Source organism: Enterobacter cloacae complex sp. IR53041 (assembly GCF_049238285.1).
Classification (GTDB): domain Bacteria; phylum Pseudomonadota; class Gammaproteobacteria; order Enterobacterales; family Enterobacteriaceae; genus Enterobacter; species Enterobacter roggenkampii.
The window spans coordinates 18,497-35,870 of record NZ_JBMKHB010000042.1; the positions used below are offsets into that span (position 1 = coordinate 18,497).

Annotated in this window: 16 protein-coding genes and 1 pseudogene; 6 read left to right on the top strand and 11 right to left on the bottom strand. The window is 56.6% G+C overall.

The features are described from left to right. The first annotated feature begins 42 nt into the window (after positions 1 to 42). The 4 genes from ACOTXF_RS21410 to ghrB all read left to right on the top strand — a co-directional run bounded on the left by ACOTXF_RS21410 (position 43) and on the right by ghrB (position 4,121). Complete coding sequence (locus tag ACOTXF_RS21410; protein ID WP_039024612.1) at positions 43 to 792, top strand: sugar phosphate isomerase/epimerase family protein; 750 nt, start codon at positions 43 to 45, stop codon at positions 790 to 792. A 3-nt stretch (positions 793 to 795) separates the two neighbouring features. Next, positions 796 to 1,734 carry a sugar kinase gene (locus ACOTXF_RS21415; protein WP_046091978.1) on the top strand — a complete coding sequence of 313 codons (939 nt, stop codon included), beginning with the start codon at positions 796 to 798 and terminating at the stop codon, positions 1,732 to 1,734. Positions 1,735 to 1,838: 104 nt separating this feature from the next. After that, positions 1,839 to 3,119, top strand: coding sequence for an MFS transporter (locus tag ACOTXF_RS21420; protein WP_023294841.1), 1,281 nt, complete (start codon positions 1,839 to 1,841; stop codon positions 3,117 to 3,119). 27 nt (positions 3,120 to 3,146) lie between these two features. Further along, positions 3,147 to 4,121, top strand: a complete 975-nt coding sequence (ghrB, locus tag ACOTXF_RS21425) for a glyoxylate/hydroxypyruvate reductase GhrB (protein WP_047746322.1) — start codon at positions 3,147 to 3,149, stop codon at positions 4,119 to 4,121. Positions 4,122 to 4,179: 58 nt separating this feature from the next. Here the strand turns inward: ghrB and cspE are convergent, their stop codons facing one another. Both cspE and ACOTXF_RS21435 read right to left on the bottom strand, forming a co-directional pair. Then, entirely contained in the window at positions 4,180 to 4,392 is a 213-nt protein-coding gene (cspE, locus tag ACOTXF_RS21430; protein ID WP_003860775.1) for a transcription antiterminator/RNA stability regulator CspE, read from the bottom strand. Between the two features lie 247 nt (positions 4,393 to 4,639). Continuing rightward, complete coding sequence (locus ACOTXF_RS21435) at positions 4,640 to 5,350, bottom strand: DUF3053 domain-containing protein (RefSeq protein WP_008502756.1); 711 nt, start codon at positions 5,348 to 5,350, stop codon at positions 4,640 to 4,642. A gap of 331 nt (positions 5,351 to 5,681) precedes the next feature. Here ACOTXF_RS21435 and ACOTXF_RS21440 point away from each other — a divergent pair, with 331 nt between their 5' ends. Beyond that, positions 5,682 to 5,969, top strand: a complete 288-nt coding sequence (locus tag ACOTXF_RS21440) for an HTH-type transcriptional regulator (RefSeq protein ID WP_008502755.1) — start codon at positions 5,682 to 5,684, stop codon at positions 5,967 to 5,969. 39 nt (positions 5,970 to 6,008) lie between these two features. On the opposite strand, the gene ACOTXF_RS21445 is transcribed toward ACOTXF_RS21440, so the two are convergent. The 4 genes from ACOTXF_RS21445 to ACOTXF_RS21460 form a co-directional block, all read right to left on the bottom strand. Next, positions 6,009 to 7,628, bottom strand: a complete 1,620-nt coding sequence (locus ACOTXF_RS21445; protein ID WP_047746320.1) for an ABC-F family ATP-binding cassette domain-containing protein — start codon at positions 7,626 to 7,628, stop codon at positions 6,009 to 6,011. Positions 7,629 to 7,858: 230 nt separating this feature from the next. Continuing rightward, a complete protein-coding gene (gene glyS / locus ACOTXF_RS21450; RefSeq protein ID WP_008502753.1) occupies positions 7,859 to 9,928 on the bottom strand; it encodes a glycine--tRNA ligase subunit beta in 2,070 nt (689 codons plus the stop codon). Between the two features lie 9 nt (positions 9,929 to 9,937). Further along, positions 9,938 to 10,849, bottom strand: coding sequence for a glycine--tRNA ligase subunit alpha (gene glyQ / locus ACOTXF_RS21455; RefSeq protein WP_003860141.1), 912 nt, complete (start codon positions 10,847 to 10,849; stop codon positions 9,938 to 9,940). Positions 10,850 to 11,009: 160 nt separating this feature from the next. Further along, on the bottom strand, positions 11,010 to 11,315 hold the full coding sequence (locus ACOTXF_RS21460; RefSeq protein WP_008502752.1) for a YsaB family lipoprotein: 306 nt from the start codon (positions 11,313 to 11,315) through the stop codon (positions 11,010 to 11,012). A gap of 182 nt (positions 11,316 to 11,497) precedes the next feature. Here ACOTXF_RS21460 and ACOTXF_RS21465 point away from each other — a divergent pair, with 182 nt between their 5' ends. Continuing rightward, the gene (locus ACOTXF_RS21465) at positions 11,498 to 12,493 is read left to right on the top strand and encodes an acyltransferase (RefSeq protein WP_008502751.1); all 996 of its coding nucleotides are present in this window, start codon (positions 11,498 to 11,500) and stop codon (positions 12,491 to 12,493) included. Here ACOTXF_RS21465 and ACOTXF_RS21470 read toward each other — a convergent pair. From ACOTXF_RS21470 to ACOTXF_RS21490, 5 genes and pseudogenes are all read right to left on the bottom strand, one after another. Further along, positions 12,486 to 13,406 (bottom strand): annotated as a pseudogene (locus tag ACOTXF_RS21470) (GlxA family transcriptional regulator). The gene ACOTXF_RS21465 and the pseudogene ACOTXF_RS21470 overlap by 8 nt on opposite strands. Next, entirely contained in the window at positions 13,406 to 13,945 is a 540-nt protein-coding gene (locus tag ACOTXF_RS21475; protein ID WP_023326455.1) for an isochorismatase family protein, read from the bottom strand. The pseudogene ACOTXF_RS21470 and the gene ACOTXF_RS21475 overlap by 1 nt, the downstream one beginning before the upstream one ends. A gap of 103 nt (positions 13,946 to 14,048) precedes the next feature. Further along, entirely contained in the window at positions 14,049 to 15,503 is a 1,455-nt protein-coding gene (gene xylB / locus ACOTXF_RS21480; protein WP_023618558.1) for a xylulokinase, read from the bottom strand. A gap of 67 nt (positions 15,504 to 15,570) precedes the next feature. Further along, entirely contained in the window at positions 15,571 to 16,893 is a 1,323-nt protein-coding gene (gene xylA, locus ACOTXF_RS21485; RefSeq protein ID WP_232927058.1) for a xylose isomerase, read from the bottom strand. 404 nt (positions 16,894 to 17,297) lie between these two features. Then, positions 17,298 to 17,374: IS1 family transposase (locus tag ACOTXF_RS21490; protein ID WP_033802282.1), on the bottom strand; the 77-nt coding region annotated here is incomplete at its 5' end.

A 17,374-nucleotide genomic window follows, 5' to 3' on the forward strand; every position in this document is an offset into this window, starting at 1 on the left:
ATCTAGCGTAATAGTATTGATATGTTGCGATGGAGTCCGAAGATGGGCAGGAAAATTATGGTGGTCACCGCCGCGTACGGTGCGGAACAGGTGCGACAGGCGGGCGGTCAACGGGCGATGCTCCCCGTTATTGCTGGCGCGGGGGCAGACGGCGTGGAGATCCGCCGGGAACTGTTCAACAGCGAAGAGCTGCTGGCGCTGCCTGCGCTGGGCGAATCCATTGAGCTGCTGGGTCTGCTGGCGTGCTACTCCGCACCCGCCGCCCTGTTTATGCCCGACGGCACCCTCAACCCGGACCTGCCCCGCTATCTTTCTGAAGCCAACACCCTGAACGCACTTTGGCTGAAGGTGTCCCTGGGCCATTTCCGCGACGCGCAACCTCTGGACGCTCTGCGTACGCTGCTGAATACCAGCGGCATGGCGCTGGTCGTGGAGAACGATCAGACCGACTGCGGACAGCTCGCGCCCATGCAGCGCTTCCAGGCCGCCTGTCGGGAAATGGCGCTCCCCGTCACGCTGACCTTCGATATGGGGAACTGGCTGTGGGTGGGCGACTCCCCTGAAGAGGCCGCACGTCACCTGGCCCCTGCCGTGAGCTATATCCACGTGAAGGCCGCCGTGCCGCATAAAGATAACTTCCGCGCCGTCGCACCGGACCGCGCCGATGCGCGCTGGCTGGATCTGCTGGGCAAGCTGCCTGCCGATGCCCCGCGCGGTATCGAATTCCCGCTGGAAGGGGCGGATTTAACCGCCGTTACCCGCCATTACGTCAACCTGCTGCGCGAGGAGTAAACCATGCACAAGACGCTGGATGTCATCACGATCGGCGAGGCCATGGCCATGTTTGTCGCCACCGAAACGGGCGAGCTGAGTGCGGTGGAGCACTTTATCAAACGCGTCGCAGGCGCAGAGCTGAACGTCGCGACCGGCCTGGCGCGTCTCGGCCTGAACGTGGGCTGGGTCAGCCGCGTGGGGGATGACAGCTTTGGCCATTTCGTTCTCGATTCGCTGAAAAAAGAGGGGATTGATGCTGCAGGGGTCACCCTCGACGGACGCTTCCCTACCGGCTTTCAGCTTAAATCCAAGGTCGAAAATGGAACCGATCCCATCGTGGAGTATTTCCGCAAAGGCTCGGCTGCAAGCCATCTTTCTGTCGCGGATTACCACGCCGATTACTTTGCCTCCGCACGTCATCTGCACCTGAGCGGCGTAGCCGCGGCACTCTCTGCCAGCTCGTATGAGCTGCTGGATCATGCCGCGACCACCATGAAAGCCCAGGGGAAAACCCTATCGTTCGACCCCAACCTGCGTCCGGTGCTGTGGAAAAGCGAAGCGGAAATGGTGGAGAAACTGAACCGTCTGGCGTTCCGGGCGGACTGGGTTCTGCCAGGCCTGAAAGAAGGGATGATTCTGACCGGCGAAAGCACGCCGGAAGGCATCGCCGACTTCTACCTGAATAAAGGGGTAAAAGCGGTGGTGCTGAAGACCGGTGCCGATGGCGCGTGGTTTAAAACGGCCAACGGCGAGCAGGGCGCGGTCACGGCAGTGAAGGTCGAGAACGTCGTCGACACCGTCGGCGCAGGTGACGGCTTTGCCGTGGGCGTGATTAGCGCCCTGCTGGAAGGTAAAACGCTGCCGCAGGCCGTCGCGCGAGGCAACAAGATTGGCTCGCTGGCCATTCAGGTGCAGGGCGACAGCGAAGGATTACCAACACGAGCACAGCTCGGCGTTTAAATTCCCTCTCCCTGTGGGTGAGGCAGCAAGCCGCACCAGATAATTAAGCCACCGTGTACCCTACAGACAACGGCGGTAACAACCTCAACAACAGAGGCAAGCCTATGAACAGTTCGACCAATGCAGTAAAACGCTGGTGGTACATCATGCCAATCGTGTTTATCACGTACAGCCTGGCGTACCTTGACCGTGCCAACTTCAGCTTCGCGTCCGCCGCAGGGATCACCGAGGACCTCGGGATCACCAAAGGGATCTCCTCCCTGCTGGGTGCCCTTTTCTTCCTGGGCTACTTCTTCTTCCAGATCCCCGGCGCGATCTATGCGGAACGCCGCAGCGTGCGTAAGCTGATCTTCATCTGTCTGATCCTGTGGGGCGCCTGCGCGTCGCTGACCGGCATGGTGAACAATATTCCTGCCCTGGCCGCCATTCGCTTTATCCTCGGCGTCGTTGAGGCGGCGGTTATGCCCGCGATGCTGATCTACATCAGCAACTGGTTCACCAAATCTGAGCGCTCGCGCGCGAATACCTTCCTGATCCTCGGTAACCCGGTCACGGTACTGTGGATGTCGGTGGTGTCCGGCTACCTGATCCAGTCCTTCGGCTGGCGCGAGATGTTTATCATTGAAGGGGTACCGGCAATTATCTGGGCCTTCTGCTGGTGGGTGCTGGTGAAAGATAAACCAGCCCAGGCGAAATGGCTTTCCGAAGACGAAAAAGCGGCGCTGCAGGCGCAGCTGGATAAAGAACAGCAAGGTCTGAAGGCGGTGCGTAACTATGGTGAAGCCTTCCGCTCGCGTAACGTGATCCTGCTCTGCGCGCAGTACTTTACCTGGAGCATTGGCGTGTACGGCTTTGTGCTGTGGCTGCCGTCCATTATCCGCAGCGGCGGTGAAAACCTCGGCATGGTCGAAGTAGGCTGGCTGTCATCCGTACCGTATCTGGCGGCAACCATCGCGATGATTATCGTTTCCTGGGCGTCGGACAAGCTGCAGAACCGCAAGCTGTTTGTCTGGCCGCTGCTGCTGATTGCCGCCTTCGCCTTTATTGGCTCCTGGGCCGTGGGCGTAAACCACTTCTGGGTCTCTTATACGCTGCTGGTGGTTGCCGGTGCGGCCATGTACGCCCCTTACGGACCGTTCTTTGCCATCATCCCGGAAATGCTGCCGCGTAACGTCGCCGGCGGTGCAATGGCATTGATTAACAGTATGGGTGCACTGGGTTCGTTCTGCGGCTCCTGGTTCGTCGGCTACCTGAACGGTGCCACCGGCAGCCCATCCGCATCGTACATCTTTATGGGGGTGGCGCTTTTCGCCTCGGTATGGCTTACTCTGATTGTTAAGCCTGCTAATAATCAACAACACCCTGTCGGCGCTCGCCACGCCTGAATCCTTAAAAAATCAACGGAGATTAGCATGAAGCCGTCCGTCATTTTGTATAAAACCCTGCCGGAAGATCTGCAGAAACGCCTTGAAGAGCACTTCACCGTCACGCAGGTGAAGAACCTGCGCCCGGAAACCGTGGCACAGCACGCCGACGCGTTCGCGAGCGCGGAAGGCCTGCTGGGTTCAAGCGAAAAAGTGGATGTCGCCCTGCTGGAGAAAATGCCGAAGCTTCGTGCTACCTCAACCGTTTCCGTGGGTTACGACAACTTCGACGTGGATGCGCTTAACGCCCGCAAGATCCTGCTGATGCATACCCCGCATGCTCTGACGGAAACCGTTGCCGATACGCTGATGGCGCTCATGCTCACCACGGCCCGTCGCGTGGTGGAAGTGGCTGAGCGCGTCAAAGCGGGCGAATGGACAAAAAGCATTGGTCCGGACTGGTTCGGTGTGGATGTTCACGGCAAAACGCTGGGCATTGTCGGTATGGGGCGTATCGGGCTGGCGCTGGCGCAGCGCGCGCATTTTGGTTTTAACATGCCGATTCTGTATAACGCGCGTCGCCATCACGGTGAAGCCGAAGAACGCTTCAACGCCCGTTACTGCGAGCTGGATGCCCTGCTGCAGGAAGCCGATTTTGTCTGCCTGGTGCTGCCGCTGACGGATGAAACCCGTCATCTGATCGGTAAAGAGGCGTTTGAAAAAATGAAGGCATCTGCCATTTTCATCAACGCGGGTCGTGGCCCGGTGGTGGATGAGAAGGCGCTGATTGAGGCTCTGAAAAACGGTGAGATCCATGCAGCAGGTCTGGACGTGTTTGAGCAGGAGCCGCTGCCGGTGGACTCCCCGCTGCTGACAATGCCTAACGTGGTTGCCCTGCCCCACATCGGCTCAGCCACCCATGAGACGCGCTACAACATGGCGGCCACCGCGGTCGATAACCTTATTGCCGCCCTTAGCGGAAAGGTGGAGAGAAACTGCGTGAACCCGCAGGTGCAACGGTAGAAACGAAAAAACCCGCCAGAAGGCGGGTTTTTAAATTCTTTGCTACTGGGTTGGAAGCTTACAGGCTTACAACGTTACCAGCTGCTGGGCCTTTAGCGCCGCTTTCGATGGTGAAGGACACTTTCTGACCTTCGTCCAGAGATTTGTAGCCATCGTTCTGGATAGCAGAGAAGTGTACGAACACGTCTTTAGAGCCATCGTCAGGAGTGATGAAGCCGAAACCTTTATCAGCGTTGAACCATTTTACCAGACCAGTCATTTTAGCAGACATAGAAATTACCTTATTAACAAATATATTGTGCCTTCCGGCTTGATGGATTGCGTTACAGATTTTTAAGCGATGAAGGAAGGGTCACTACGAAGGGTATCTATGGATAACAATCTGGACTGCTTTACTAAACTGCTTTAGGTCTGTGTAACAAACCGACGGGAATAGTTATACCGATGTGGTAGAGGAATGACAAGCGTTATTTTCGCAACGCATAAAAAAACCCCGCAAGAAGCGGGGTTTTTTCGGTTTATTCTGTGGCAGCGACTGCGGCACTCCAGGCCTGGCTGAAGGCCTGATGCTGAGAGGCCAGCGGCCCAATCAGCGTATTGTACTGGCTTGCTTGCTGGGAGGTCGGGAACTGAATACCGTTGGCAACAAAGCTTACCTGCGTATTCTGCTGGGCAATAAAGTCACCCACCTGGACCAGCTGCTGCGTGAAGATTTGCGCGGCCGGAATCAACGGCTGCAGTGCTTCTGACGGTTTGGTCACCACTTTCTCATACACTTTGTCGAAGACCGGTTTGAGATCGTCGCCCTGCTTCAGCGCAGAACGTGACGCGTCAGCCTGCATTTTCGCATTCTGCAGCTGCTGGCTCAGCACGCCAAGCGCACCGTTGGACTGACGCAATGGTTCACGCTGCGTCATGTAATCCTGTGGAACGCGGATGGCGTTCACGCTATCCACTACCGGGCGGATACCGGAGTCCATCGCCTGGCTCACCTGCTGTGAATAACCATAAAGAATGGCGTAATCGGACACAAAGGGGCCAAACTGTTTTTTCTGATCCGCAGTTAGCGTTGGCAACCGCTCGCCGCTGCGCATCACTGTATTCTGCAGAAAATCGATAAACGCTTTGCGCTGATCGCCTTCTTTATCAAAACACCCACTCAGGCTAACAACCATCAACAACGCCGCAATAGGCGCAAACCAGCGAGAGCAGGACTTTCCTGTCGCCATTTTATTACTCCTTTCACCCAAAAAAGCGCACACCGGCACACGCGTGCCCGACGCTGACAAGGATAGTCCAGGTCAGCCTTGCAAGATACTCTTTTCATGCAAAACGGCTATTGCCGATTTATTTCTTACCATTTACAAAAAAATACCTGGCGAAGCCGACATATGACTAATCAGGGAATTAGCATAACTCTCCATATTGCTGAATCGGATACAGCGATCGTTACCGCACGATTAATCACACCCGTGACGATCCTGGGTTGGTATTAGGGACTATTCTTAACTGGCTCTCTGATGTTCTTGATCACGATGTGAGATTTAAGAGGAGTCCTCAATGGAATATAAAGATCCTGAGTTTGAGCTGCTGAGCAGCCTGGAACAGATCATTTTTAAAGATGTACCGCAGACGATTACCCTGCAACAAAAATCCAATCCCTTTACAGAATATGAGCAATTGCGCAAAGGGACAGGACTGAAAACCGAAGAATTCGCCAGAGCGATGGGTGTCAGCGTGGCTATGGTGCAGGAGTGGGAGTCAAAACGTGAGAAACCCACCCCAACCGAGTTACGGCTGATGCGCCTGATTCAGGCCAACCCTGCACTCAGCAAGCAGATCGCGTAGTGAAGATTGAATGCCCCCGCCTTTGCGGGGGCTTGTGTTTTACAGGCTATCACAACGCCACCCCGCCTCTTCCCACACCAGCTCATGCGTTAACGTTAAGCCGCTTAAAAACGCCTCATCGTGTGATACCACCAGCAGAGCCCCAGGGAAACCGGCCAGCGCCGCTTCAATGGCCTGGACTGAAGCCAGATCCAGATGGTTGGTCGGTTCATCCAGCAGCAGAAGCTGCGTGGCTTCCGCGCCCCACAGCACGCAGGCCAGGGCAGCCTTAAGACGCTCACCGCCGCTTAGCGCCGCCAATGGGAGCATCACTTTGTCAGCCCCCAGTTGAAGCTGCGCTAAACGGGTTCGCAATACCCCCTCTTCCAGAGGGGTATGACTCAAATTGAGATGCGTCATGACCGACTGCGAGAGATCGAGACGGGAGAGATGCTGGTCGAGATAAGCGCAGCTGACGGACACTTTACAGCTACCCGAACGGGGGGCAACCTCGCCGAGGAGGGTTTTTAACAGCGTCGACTTCCCGCAGCCGTTCGGTCCCTTTAACGCCACGCGCATCGGTCCGTCAATCCGCCAGGTAAGCGGAGGAACAGGTACATGCTGCAGCACCAGATCCTCCAGCACCAGCACCTGCTTCCCCTCCGGGATCTGACTTCCCGGCAGGGTGAACATCACCGGATTATCGTCTTCAACCCGCTCACGCGCCTTGTTTACCGCGGCGTTCAGCGCTTCGTTTTGCTCGCTGTGCTGTTTTTTCCAGGTGCCGATACGTTCCTTTGCCGCGCCTTTATATTTGACCCGCTCGAACGATGCGATATTCAGGGTATCGACGGTGCGTAACGTCTTTGCCGACCGCCGCTGGCTGTCATCATGCTCTTTTTGCATGCGCGCGCGGGTGCGTTTGCGCTCGGTTGCCGCATGTTCCAGCGCCGCGCGGGCAGCCTGCTGTTCGGCATCGCGCTGGGCTTGATAATCCGCATAATTTCCGCCGTAGCTGCGCAGACCCGAGGCGCTCAGCTCTAGAATACGCGGCACCTGCTCCAGAAGTTCGCGGTCATGAGAGGCCACCAGCACGCCGCCCTGATACCGACTCAACTGGTCGTAGAACCACGCCCGGCCTTGTCGATCCAGATGGTTAGTCGGTTCGTCCAGCAGAAGAAAGTCCGCGCCCGCTGTAAACGCCCCGCACAGCAGGGCGCGGATGCGCTCGCCGCCGCTGAGTTCTATGGCGGGCTTATCAGGCTCAAACGGTGGGAGCGTCGCATTGATAAACGCTTCGCTCAGACGTTCGACTATATCCCAGTAGCCGTCGAGTAACGCCAGATCGTCAGGCTGGTAATCGCCGCTGTCAATGCGCTTTCGCGCAGTAAAAATCGCGTCATACCCGAGAAGTTCAGCCAGCGTCGTCTGCGAAGAAATAACATGCTGCTGCGCCACCCAGGCATGCGAGCCAAAGCGTTCAATATGACCGGTAGCCGGTTCGTCCAGCCCCGCCAGCAGACGCAGCAGACGCGTTTTTCCGCTGCCGTTGCGGCCAACCAGCGCGCACAGGGAGGGTTCCAGCGTGAGACTCAGCGGACCAAAAAGGGTATCGCCCGTCGGAAACTGACAGGTGACCTGATGCAAAATAAAAGAAGGGGACTGCGCAAAATGAGCCATAAGCACTCCTGAATGAAATCAAAACATCCCCTGCCGACGCGGTGGCGTTTTAGCAAGGATCGAAATTCATCAGTCGTGTTTGTTCATTTTTGGGGGGCACTCCAGCGCGAGAAAGTTAACGGGGATAAGGATAGCGGTAATGGGTTGACCATTTCAAGGTTAAATTTTCAGCAACACACTATAAAAAAACCCGCCGAAGCGGGTTTTTAGCATTTGTCACAACGGGCACATTACTGCAGCAGCGAAATATCCGCCACGCGCAGGAACAGCTCACGCAGTTTCTCGAGCATAGAGAGACGGTTAATACGCAGCTCTTTATCTTCTACGTTTACCATCACTTTCTCGAAGAAGGCGTCGATGACGTCACGCAGCTCGGCCAGCTCCACCAGCGCTTCCTGGTAGCGACCTTCCGCGAAGACCGGCTCGAGCTTGTCACGCAGCACCACAACCTGCATCGCCAGGGCGATCTCTTCCGGCTCTTTCAGCGTCGCGGCGTTCACACGCTCGTTCAGCGTCTCGTCGGACTTCGCCAGGATGTTGGAGACACGCTTGTTGGCCGCAGCCAGAGCAGATGCCGCTTCCAGCGTACGGAAGTGGGAAACCGCCTTCATACGCGCATCGAAATCAGCCGGACGGGTCGGACGACGCGCCAGCACCGCCTGAATGGTGTCGACGGTGTAACCTTCATCCTGATACCAGGCGCGGAAACGACCGAGCATAAAGTCGATCACGTCATCCACCACGTTGGCGTTGGTCAGCTTGTCGCCGTACAGACGCACCGCTTCTTCGGTCAGGGTCTGCAGATCCAGGTTCAGGTTCTTCTCAACGATGATACGCAGAACGCCGAGCGCAGCACGACGCAGCGCAAACGGGTCTTTGTCGCCTTTCGGATGCTGACCGATACCGAAGATACCCGCCAGGGTGTCCATCTTATCGGCAATTGCGACAGCACAAGCTACCGGGTTGGACGGCAGTTCGTCACCCGCAAAGCGAGGCTGATACTGCTCGTTCAGGGCAACCGCCACGTCTTCCGCTTCGCCATCGTGACGCGCGTAGTGCATGCCCATCACGCCCTGGGTGTCGGTAAATTCGAACACCATGTTGGTCATCAGGTCACACTTGGAGAGCAGGCCTGCGCGGGTCGCGTGGTTAACGTCGGCACCGATTTCACGAGCGATCCAGCCGGACAGCTCCGCAATACGGTCGGTCTTGTCGCGCAGCGTACCCAGCTGCTGCTGGAACAGTACGGTCTGCAGGCGTGGAAGATGATCTTCCAGACGCTTTTTACGGTCGGTGTTGAAGAAGAACTCGGCATCCGCCAGACGTGGGCGCACGACCTTCTCGTTACCGGAGATAATCTGGCTCGGATCTTTCGATTCGATGTTCGCCACGAAAATGAAGTTTGGCAGCAGCTTGCCGTCGTTGGCATAGACCGGGAAGTACTTCTGGTCACCCTTCATGGTGTACACCAGCGCTTCAGCCGGAACGGCCAGGAATTTCTCTTCGAACTTCGCGGTCAGCACAACCGGCCATTCCACCAGCGAGGTCACTTCTTCCAGCAGGCTGTCGCTCAGATCGGCTTTACCGCCAATCTTACGCGCCGCGTCTTCCGCGTCCGCTTTGATTTTGGCTTTACGCTGTTCATAGTCAGCAATGACCTTGCCGCGCTCCAGCAGGATTTGCGGATACTGGTCGGCATTGTCGATGGTGAACTCAGGCTCGCCCATAAAGCGGTGGCCGCGAATCACGCGATCGGACGCCACGCCCAAAATGGTCGCCGGAATAACGGTGTCGCCCAGCAGCAGGGTCACGGTGTGAACCGGACGCACGAAGTGCACGTCGGACGCGCCCCAGCGCATCAGCTTAGGAATGGGCAGCTTCGCCAGAGACGTGGCAATCATGTCCGGCAGCAGCGCTTCCGCGCTTTCGCCTTTCACATGGGCACGATACAGCAGCCACTCGCCTTTATCCGTGGTCAGACGCTCGGCCTGATCGACGGTGATGCCGCAGCCACGCGCCCAGCCTTCCGCCGCTTTGCTCGGCTTGCCTTCCGCGTCAAACGCCTGGGCAATCGCCGGGCCACGTTTTTCGACTTCGCGATCCGGCTGAGACGCCGCCAGGTTTGCCACTTTCAGCGCCAGACGACGCGGAGCAGCAAACCACTCAATTTTACCGTGCGCCAGGCCAGCGTTATCCAGCTCGGCGGTCACGTTCGCAGCAAAAGATTCAGCCAGGCTGCGCAGGGCTTTTGGTGGCAGCTCTTCGGTGCCGATTTCCACCAGGAAAGTTTTCTCAGACATGGCCGCCTCTTATTTGTTTCGGTTGCACATCGGGAAGCCAAGGGCTTCACGGGACGCATAGTAAGCTTCTGCAACGGCTTTGGTCAGGGTACGAATACGCAGAATGTAGCGCTGACGTTCAGTCACGGAGATCGCTTTGCGGGCGTCCAGCAGGTTGAAGCTGTGGGCGGCCTTCAGAATACGCTCGTAGGCAGGCAGCGGCAGCGGAGTCTCCAGCGCCAGCAGCTGCTGCGCTTCTTTCTCATACTGCTCGAAGCAGGTGAACAGGAAGTCCACGTCCGCGTATTCGAAGTTATAGGTGGATTGTTCCACTTCGTTCTGATGGAACACGTCGCCGTAGGTGGTTTTACCCAGCGGGCCGTCGCTCCAGACCAGGTCGTAAACGCTGTCTACGCCCTGAATGTACATCGCCAGACGTTCCAGACCGTAGGTGATCTCACCGGTGATCGGCTTACATTCCAGACCGCCAACCTGCTGGAAGTAAGTGAACTGGGTCACTTCCATGCCGTTCAGCCACACTTCCCAACCCAGACCCCAGGCACCCAGCGTTGGGTTTTCCCAGTTGTCTTCCACGAAACGGATGTCGTGAATGGTCGGATCCATACCCAGCTCTTTCAGCGACCCGAGGTACAGTTCCTGAATGTTGTCGGGTGATGGCTTAATCACCACCTGGAACTGATAGTAATGCTGCAGACGGTTCGGGTTCTCACCGTAACGACCATCGGTCGGACGACGGGAAGGCTGCACATACGCGGTCGCCATTGGCTCTGGCCCCAACGCGCGCAGGCTGGTCATCGGGTGTGAAGTGCCGGCGCCGACTTCCATGTCCAAAGGTTGAACAATGGTACAGCCCTGACGAGCCCAGTAATCCTGTAAGGTCAGGATCAGGCCCTGGAAGGTCTTGGTATCAAACTTTTGCATAGTATTTCGTGCTGGATACGTGTGGTTTTAAATGGAAGGGACCAGTATACCCGCTGGCTGCAAGATATACAGTACGAAACGGGGTTGTTTAGGGAAAATTGGGAAATAAGCATTCACGCCAGGGCGCTGACGGCGTCTGGCTGTTGATTATGCGAGCAGGCTAGCGCATGGAGAGGTGTAAAAACTGGCCGTCCGCATCAAACGAGCAGACAAAGCCTTCTTTACGCGCCGTATAGCCCTTGAGCTCATAGCTGCCCTGAAAGCGCTCAAACCCGGTGACGTTGATTTTCTGCACGTCCGAGTTATAGCGGCGTGCGGCCTGGTCCTTGCAGAGTGACTCCATATTCAGTGAACGTTCCGGGCTCATTTTGCCCTGCTGGGCTTTTTGCACTGGTGATTCTTGTGGCGCACTGCATCCTGCCAGCATGAAAAGCAGAATGAGTGATGCCACACGCTTCATCATCATTTTTATTACCGTCCTGGTCAGTGGCTGTTATTTTTAGTATCAACACGTTTATAGATTATGGTCAGCCATTCTGCGAATCTCGCGGTCTCCCGGCAAGCCTGCGAATAAAACTCAGAATTTTCCAAACGAAGACTTTTGGACAATGGGAGTCACACTCACTTTACAGGGAATACGAGGAACTGATGCCGTCAAAAATTAACTGGATTGATAACCTGCGAGGAATAGCGTGTCTGATGGTGGTCATGATCCACACGACGACCTGGTACGTCACGAACGCCCACAGCATCAGCCCCGTTAACTGGGATATCGCCAATATTCTCAACTCTGCGTCGCGCGTCAGCGTGCCGCTGTTCTTTATGATTTCCGGCTTTCTCTTTTTTGGTGAACGCAGCGCGCAGCCGCGGCACTTCATCCGCATCGCGGCCTGCCTGGGGTTCTATAGCGCCGTTGCCCTGCTCTATATCACCCTGTTCACCTCCATTAACGCCGGGTTATCCCTCAAATATTTGCTGCAAAAGCCGGTGTTCTACCACCTGTGGTTCTTCTTCGCCATTATCGTGATCTATCTGGTCTCCCCCCTCATTCAGGTGAAAAACGTCAGCGGAAAAATGCTTCTGGCCCTGATGGTGGTGATTGGCATTGTCGCCAACCCGAATACGGTCTCGCAGAAAATCGACGGATTTGAGTGGCTGCCGGTGAACCTCTATATCAACGGCGATACCTTCTATTACGTGCTTTACGGCATGCTGGGGCGCGCCATCGGGATGATGGACACGCAAAAACGCGGTCTGAACTGGCTCTGCGGGGCACTGTTTATCGCCGGCGTGGCGGTGATTTCACGCGGGACGCTGCATGAGCTGCAGTGGCGCGGTAATTTTGCCGATACCTGGTATCTGTACTGCGGCCCGATGGTCTTTATCTGTGCCGTATCGCTGCTCACGCTCGTTAAAAACACCCTGAATGCGCGTCCCCTTCCCGTACTGAGCGTCATTTCACGACACTCTCTCGGGATTTACGGTTTTCACGCGCTGGTGATCCACGCGCTTCGGACAAGAGGGGTTGAACTAAAAACCTGGCCGGTGCTGGATATCATCTGGATTTTTGCCGCGACCCTGGCGATCAGCCTGCTGCTGTCGATGCTGCTGCAAAAAATAGACGTTCGCCGCTTCGTCAGCTAACGCTTCGCTGCCGGGCGCGATGGTACTGGCGCGGGGAGGAAAACCCTGCCGCCAGGGAAGCCTGCTCCACGCCGCGCCCCTACAATAGCCACTGTTCCGCCACCGCCAGACGCAGCTGCTCCAGATAATCGCGGACGCTAATCCCTAAATGTGTCTGGAAAAGCCGGGTGAGATGGCGCGGGCTGACGTGCGCCAGCGCGGCGATATCAGGCAAGTTCCACGCTTTTTGCGGCTCGGCGGTGAGCGCATCCTGCGCCCGATGAATCGCCGGATGAAGATGATTGCGGTAGCGTAGCCACGGGGAGAGCTGGGGATCGTCACCAGAACGGCGGAACCAGACCACCATCTCGCGCGCCACATTCAGCGCCTTTTCTGGGCCGCACAGGCGGTTAATCATATGCAGCGCCAGGTCGATGCCCGACGTGATCCCCGCGCTGGTCCAGATGTTCTCGTCCTGCACAAAGATGCGGTTTTCTTTAATCGTCGCCGTAGGGGCCGCGGTGCGTAAACGGCTGATAACGTCATGGTGAGTTGTGCACTGTTTGTTATTCAGCAGGCCCGATTTCGCCGCCAGCAACGCTCCTGAACAGACGCACATCACGGTGATTTCCTGGCGCTGGATCTGCGGCTGCCGGCGCATCAGCCAGTGCTGAATCTGCTGCGCCTGCGGGGTTGAGAACTGAAAGCGGGAGTCGCTCACCCCCGGCAGGACCAGCAAGCTGCCCGGAGACAGGCTTTCCGGCAACGGCTGGATGCCGCTCATCGTCAGACCTATCGACGTCGGAACCTCCGGCTGCGGGCCAATGTAATGCAGACGAAACGCGTCGCCTGCCAGCACAAAGGTTTCTGCCGGGCCGGTCATGTCTAATGACAGCACCCCGGGCAACATCACGAACCAGACGTCGATGGGCATTACAGTGACTCCAGCGTCTCCGCTACCGTTTTAATGTCGGCAAAACGCCCGGACAGTACCGTTTCGGTACGGTGGCGAATGTCCGCTGCGCTAAGGGTAATGCCCCTATACGTCATGGGGAACGTCAGCGTTGCCTCGCTCACAAAGGTCACAGCATAACCCAGATCGGATGCCACCCGGGCGGTGGTTTCACAGCATTGCTCCGTGCGAATGCCGCAGATAATCACACTATTGATATCACGCTCGCGCAGCCAGCGATCGAGCCCGGTATCCGTGAAGGCATTATGGACGTGTTTCTGGAAAACCACATCCGGCTGATGACGCAAAAAGGCCATCGGTTTGACATAGCCGCTTTCCAGCGTAAATGGGCCGTCTTCATCCACATGAAAAATATCAACGACCGGAATACCGCGCGCCTGGCAGCCTTCAATCAGCCCCAGCATCGCCTGCTGAAAAGCGGGAATGTCATCCTCCTGCCAGTAATTGCGGTGATGGAAGGACTGCTGAGTATCAATGTTGATGAGTGCAATGCGTGACATGATGGTTCTCCTTGCCAGTGGGTGTGACACCATACTGGCAAGGAAAGGAAGGCACGCACAGACCAAAAAAGGACATCCTCGTGCCTCTCCCGGACAAGCGAATTTACGTCATCAGCGGCAGCAGCTGCTGGTAGATTTTGCGGAACACGTCGCGCCTTTCCGCGTACCGCGCATGGCGCGCCGCGTCAGGCAAATGCGCCTGTTCAAGCGTAAGCTGCGGCAGCAGTTGTGAAAGCGGTTTTTCCGGGTTCATAGCAATCTGCGCCAGACGCGCGGCGCCGAGCGCGGGGCCAACATCGCCACCGGTGCGGAAATCCAGCTGCAAGCCGCTGATGTCCGACAGCATTTGTCGCCAGTAAGGGCTTCGCGCACCGCCGCCAATCAGGGTGACGCTTGCGGGTTTCAGGCCGCAGTCGTGAACCACGTCCATTCCGTCAGCCAGCGCATATCCGACGCCTTCGAGAACCGCACGCGCCAGTTCTGCCGGACCATGCTGATGGGTTAAGCCAAAGAAAACCCCTTTCGCTTCCGGGTTGTTGTGTGGCGTACGCTCACCGGACAGATACGGTAAAAACCAGACGGTACCGGCATTTTCATCCGCCTGCTGTGCTGCGGCAATCAACGCAGGAACATCGGCCATCCCGGTCAGCTTCGCCGCCCAGTCCAGGCACGACGCTGCACTCAGCATCACCGACATCAAATGCCATTTTCCAGGCAGCGCATGACAGAAACTGTGCACCGCGCTTTCGGGATTGCTGCGATAGCCGTCGCTGACGGCAAAATAGACGCCAGAGGTTCCCAGTGACAGCATCGCCTGCCCTGCCTCAACCATGCCGACGCCCACGGCCCCTGCGGCATTGTCACCGCCCCCGGCAACCACCGGCACGGCAGACATATTCCAGCGTTCCGCAACGTCTGGCAGCAGTGTGCCTGTTACCTCGCTACCTTCGAACAGCGCAGGCATGTGTTCACGGGTCAAATGGCAGGCATCCAGCATCGCCTCGCTCCAGTCGCGTTTCGCCACGTCGAGCCACATCGTGCCGGCGGCATCAGACATGTCGGAGGCAAAATCGCCCGTCATGCGAAAGCGCAGATAGTCTTTCGGCAGCAGGACTTTCGCCACCTGACGGAAAATCTCCGGCTCGTGGCGCTGTACCCACAGAAGCTTAGGCGCGGTAAAGCCGGGCATCATCAGGTTGCCAGTGATCGCGCGGGAAGTGGGTACGCGTTCCTCAAGAAGCGCACACTCTTCTGCACAGCGGCCATCGTTCCAGAGGATCGCAGGACGCAACACGCGATGCTCGCTGTCCAGCAAGGTTGCACCGTGCATTTGCCCGGCAATCCCCAGCGCTTTCACGTCGCGCAGGCTGTGCTGCTCGCCTAAGGCTTTGATTGCGCGATCCGTTGCCTGCCACCACTGCTCCGGGTCCTGTTCCGACCACAGCGGATGCGGACGTGAAACCTGCAGCTTTTCCGTCTGCGTTGCTAACACGTCGCCCTGCTCGCTTAACAGGATGGCTTTCACACCCGATGTGCCCAGATCGATCCCGATATACATATAGTGGATTCCTTAAGTGAAAATGCCCGGTGGCGCTGCGCTTACCGGGCCTACAAGCTGGATGCCGTTATTTATCGAACAGATAGTGGTTGACCAGATTTTCCAGCAGCTCCTGGTGCCCGCTCTGGTGCTGCGGCGCCAGCTGATGGTGTTCAGCGTACTTCGCGATTTCAGCCAGCGATAACTGACCTTTCAAAATTTGCTGGCCCAGTTCATTGTTCCAGCCGCTGTAGCGCTTCGCTACGCGTTTATCAAGCTCGCCGTCTTCAATCATACGTGCCGCTACCTTCAGCGCCAGCGCCATGGTGTCCATCGCGCCAATGTGGCCGTAGAACAGATCGTATTTGTCGGTGCTCTGGCGACGCACCTTGGCGTCAAAGTTCAGGCCGCCGGTAGTGAAGCCGCCCGCTTTGACGATCTCGTACATCACCAGCGCATTCTCTTCCACGCTGTTCGGGAACTGGTCGGTATCCCAGCCCAGCTGCGGGTCGCCGCGGTTCGCATCGACCGAGCCGAAGATACCCAGCGCAATCGCCGACGCGATCTCGTGGTGGAAAGAGTGGCCCGCCAGCGTGGCGTGGTTGGCCTCAATGTTCACTTTAATCTCTTTTTCCAGACCGAACTGCTTCAGGAAGCCATACACCGTCGCCACGTCGTAGTCATACTGGTGCTTCGTCGGCTCCTGCGGCTTCGGCTCAATCAACAGCGTGCCGCGGAAGCCGATTTTGTGCTTGTGGTCGACAACCATCTGCATAAAGCGGCCAATCTGCTCGCGCTCCTGACGCAGGTCGGTGTTGAGCAGGGTTTCATAGCCTTCACGGCCTCCCCACAGGACATAGTTTTCGCCGCCCAGCTGATGCGTGGCGTTCATTGCCGTCACCACCTGCGTGGCCGCCCAGCTAAACACGTCCGGATCCGGGTTGGTTGCCGCACCTGCGCCGTAGCGTGGGTTAGTGAAGCAGTTTGCCGTGCCCCACAGCAGCTTCACGCCGCTTTGCTGCTGTTTTGCCGCCAGTACATCCACCATCTGCGCAAAGTTGTTCAGATACTCTTTCAGCGATGCCCCTTCCGGCGACACGTCAACATCATGGAAGCAGTAGTACGGCACGTTCAGCTTGTGGAAGAACTCAAACGCTACATCGGCTTTGCGCTTTGCCAGCTCGATGGCCTCACCCGGCTGCTGCCACGGGCGGTCAAAGGAGCCCACGCCGAACATATCGGCGCCGTTCCAGCAGAAGGTATGCCAGTAACAGGCGGCAAAGCGCAGATGATCTTCCATGCGCTTACCCAGCACCAGCTCATCCGGGTTGTAGTGACGAAATGCTAAAGGATTGGTCGTTTTCGGGCCTTCGTAACGAACACGATCGAGTTGGTCGAAATAAGCTTGCATATTGAGCTCCATAATCAGGGTATGCGGCGAGTCGTTGATACAGGAGTAATAGTGAATAGACATTTTGGGTTGCTCAATTACGTTATTTCACACTGCTATTGAGAGAATGCACAACTGTGCGCTGGCTCGCAAAATAATGCGCAGGCAAACTATTTTTCGGCGCGGATTCCAGAATCAAATGTAATTAAGACGTTACGTATTTTAAAATCCGATCGCGGTCATAAATTCAGAAATAAACCAAATATCATAATGAGAAGATAAAAATCTGTAATTGCCAGCCTGCCTTTCCGCGTTAAAAATTTGCTGCGTCCCAGCAGTGAATGTTTCTTTTATCTCAGCAACACATACCCCTACAAAAAGGCCTAATAATTATGAAGATAAAGAACCTGGGTAATGACTCCAACTTACTGATAGTGTTTTATGTTCAGATAATGCCCGATGACTTTGTCATGCAGCTCCACCGATTTTGAGAACGACAGTG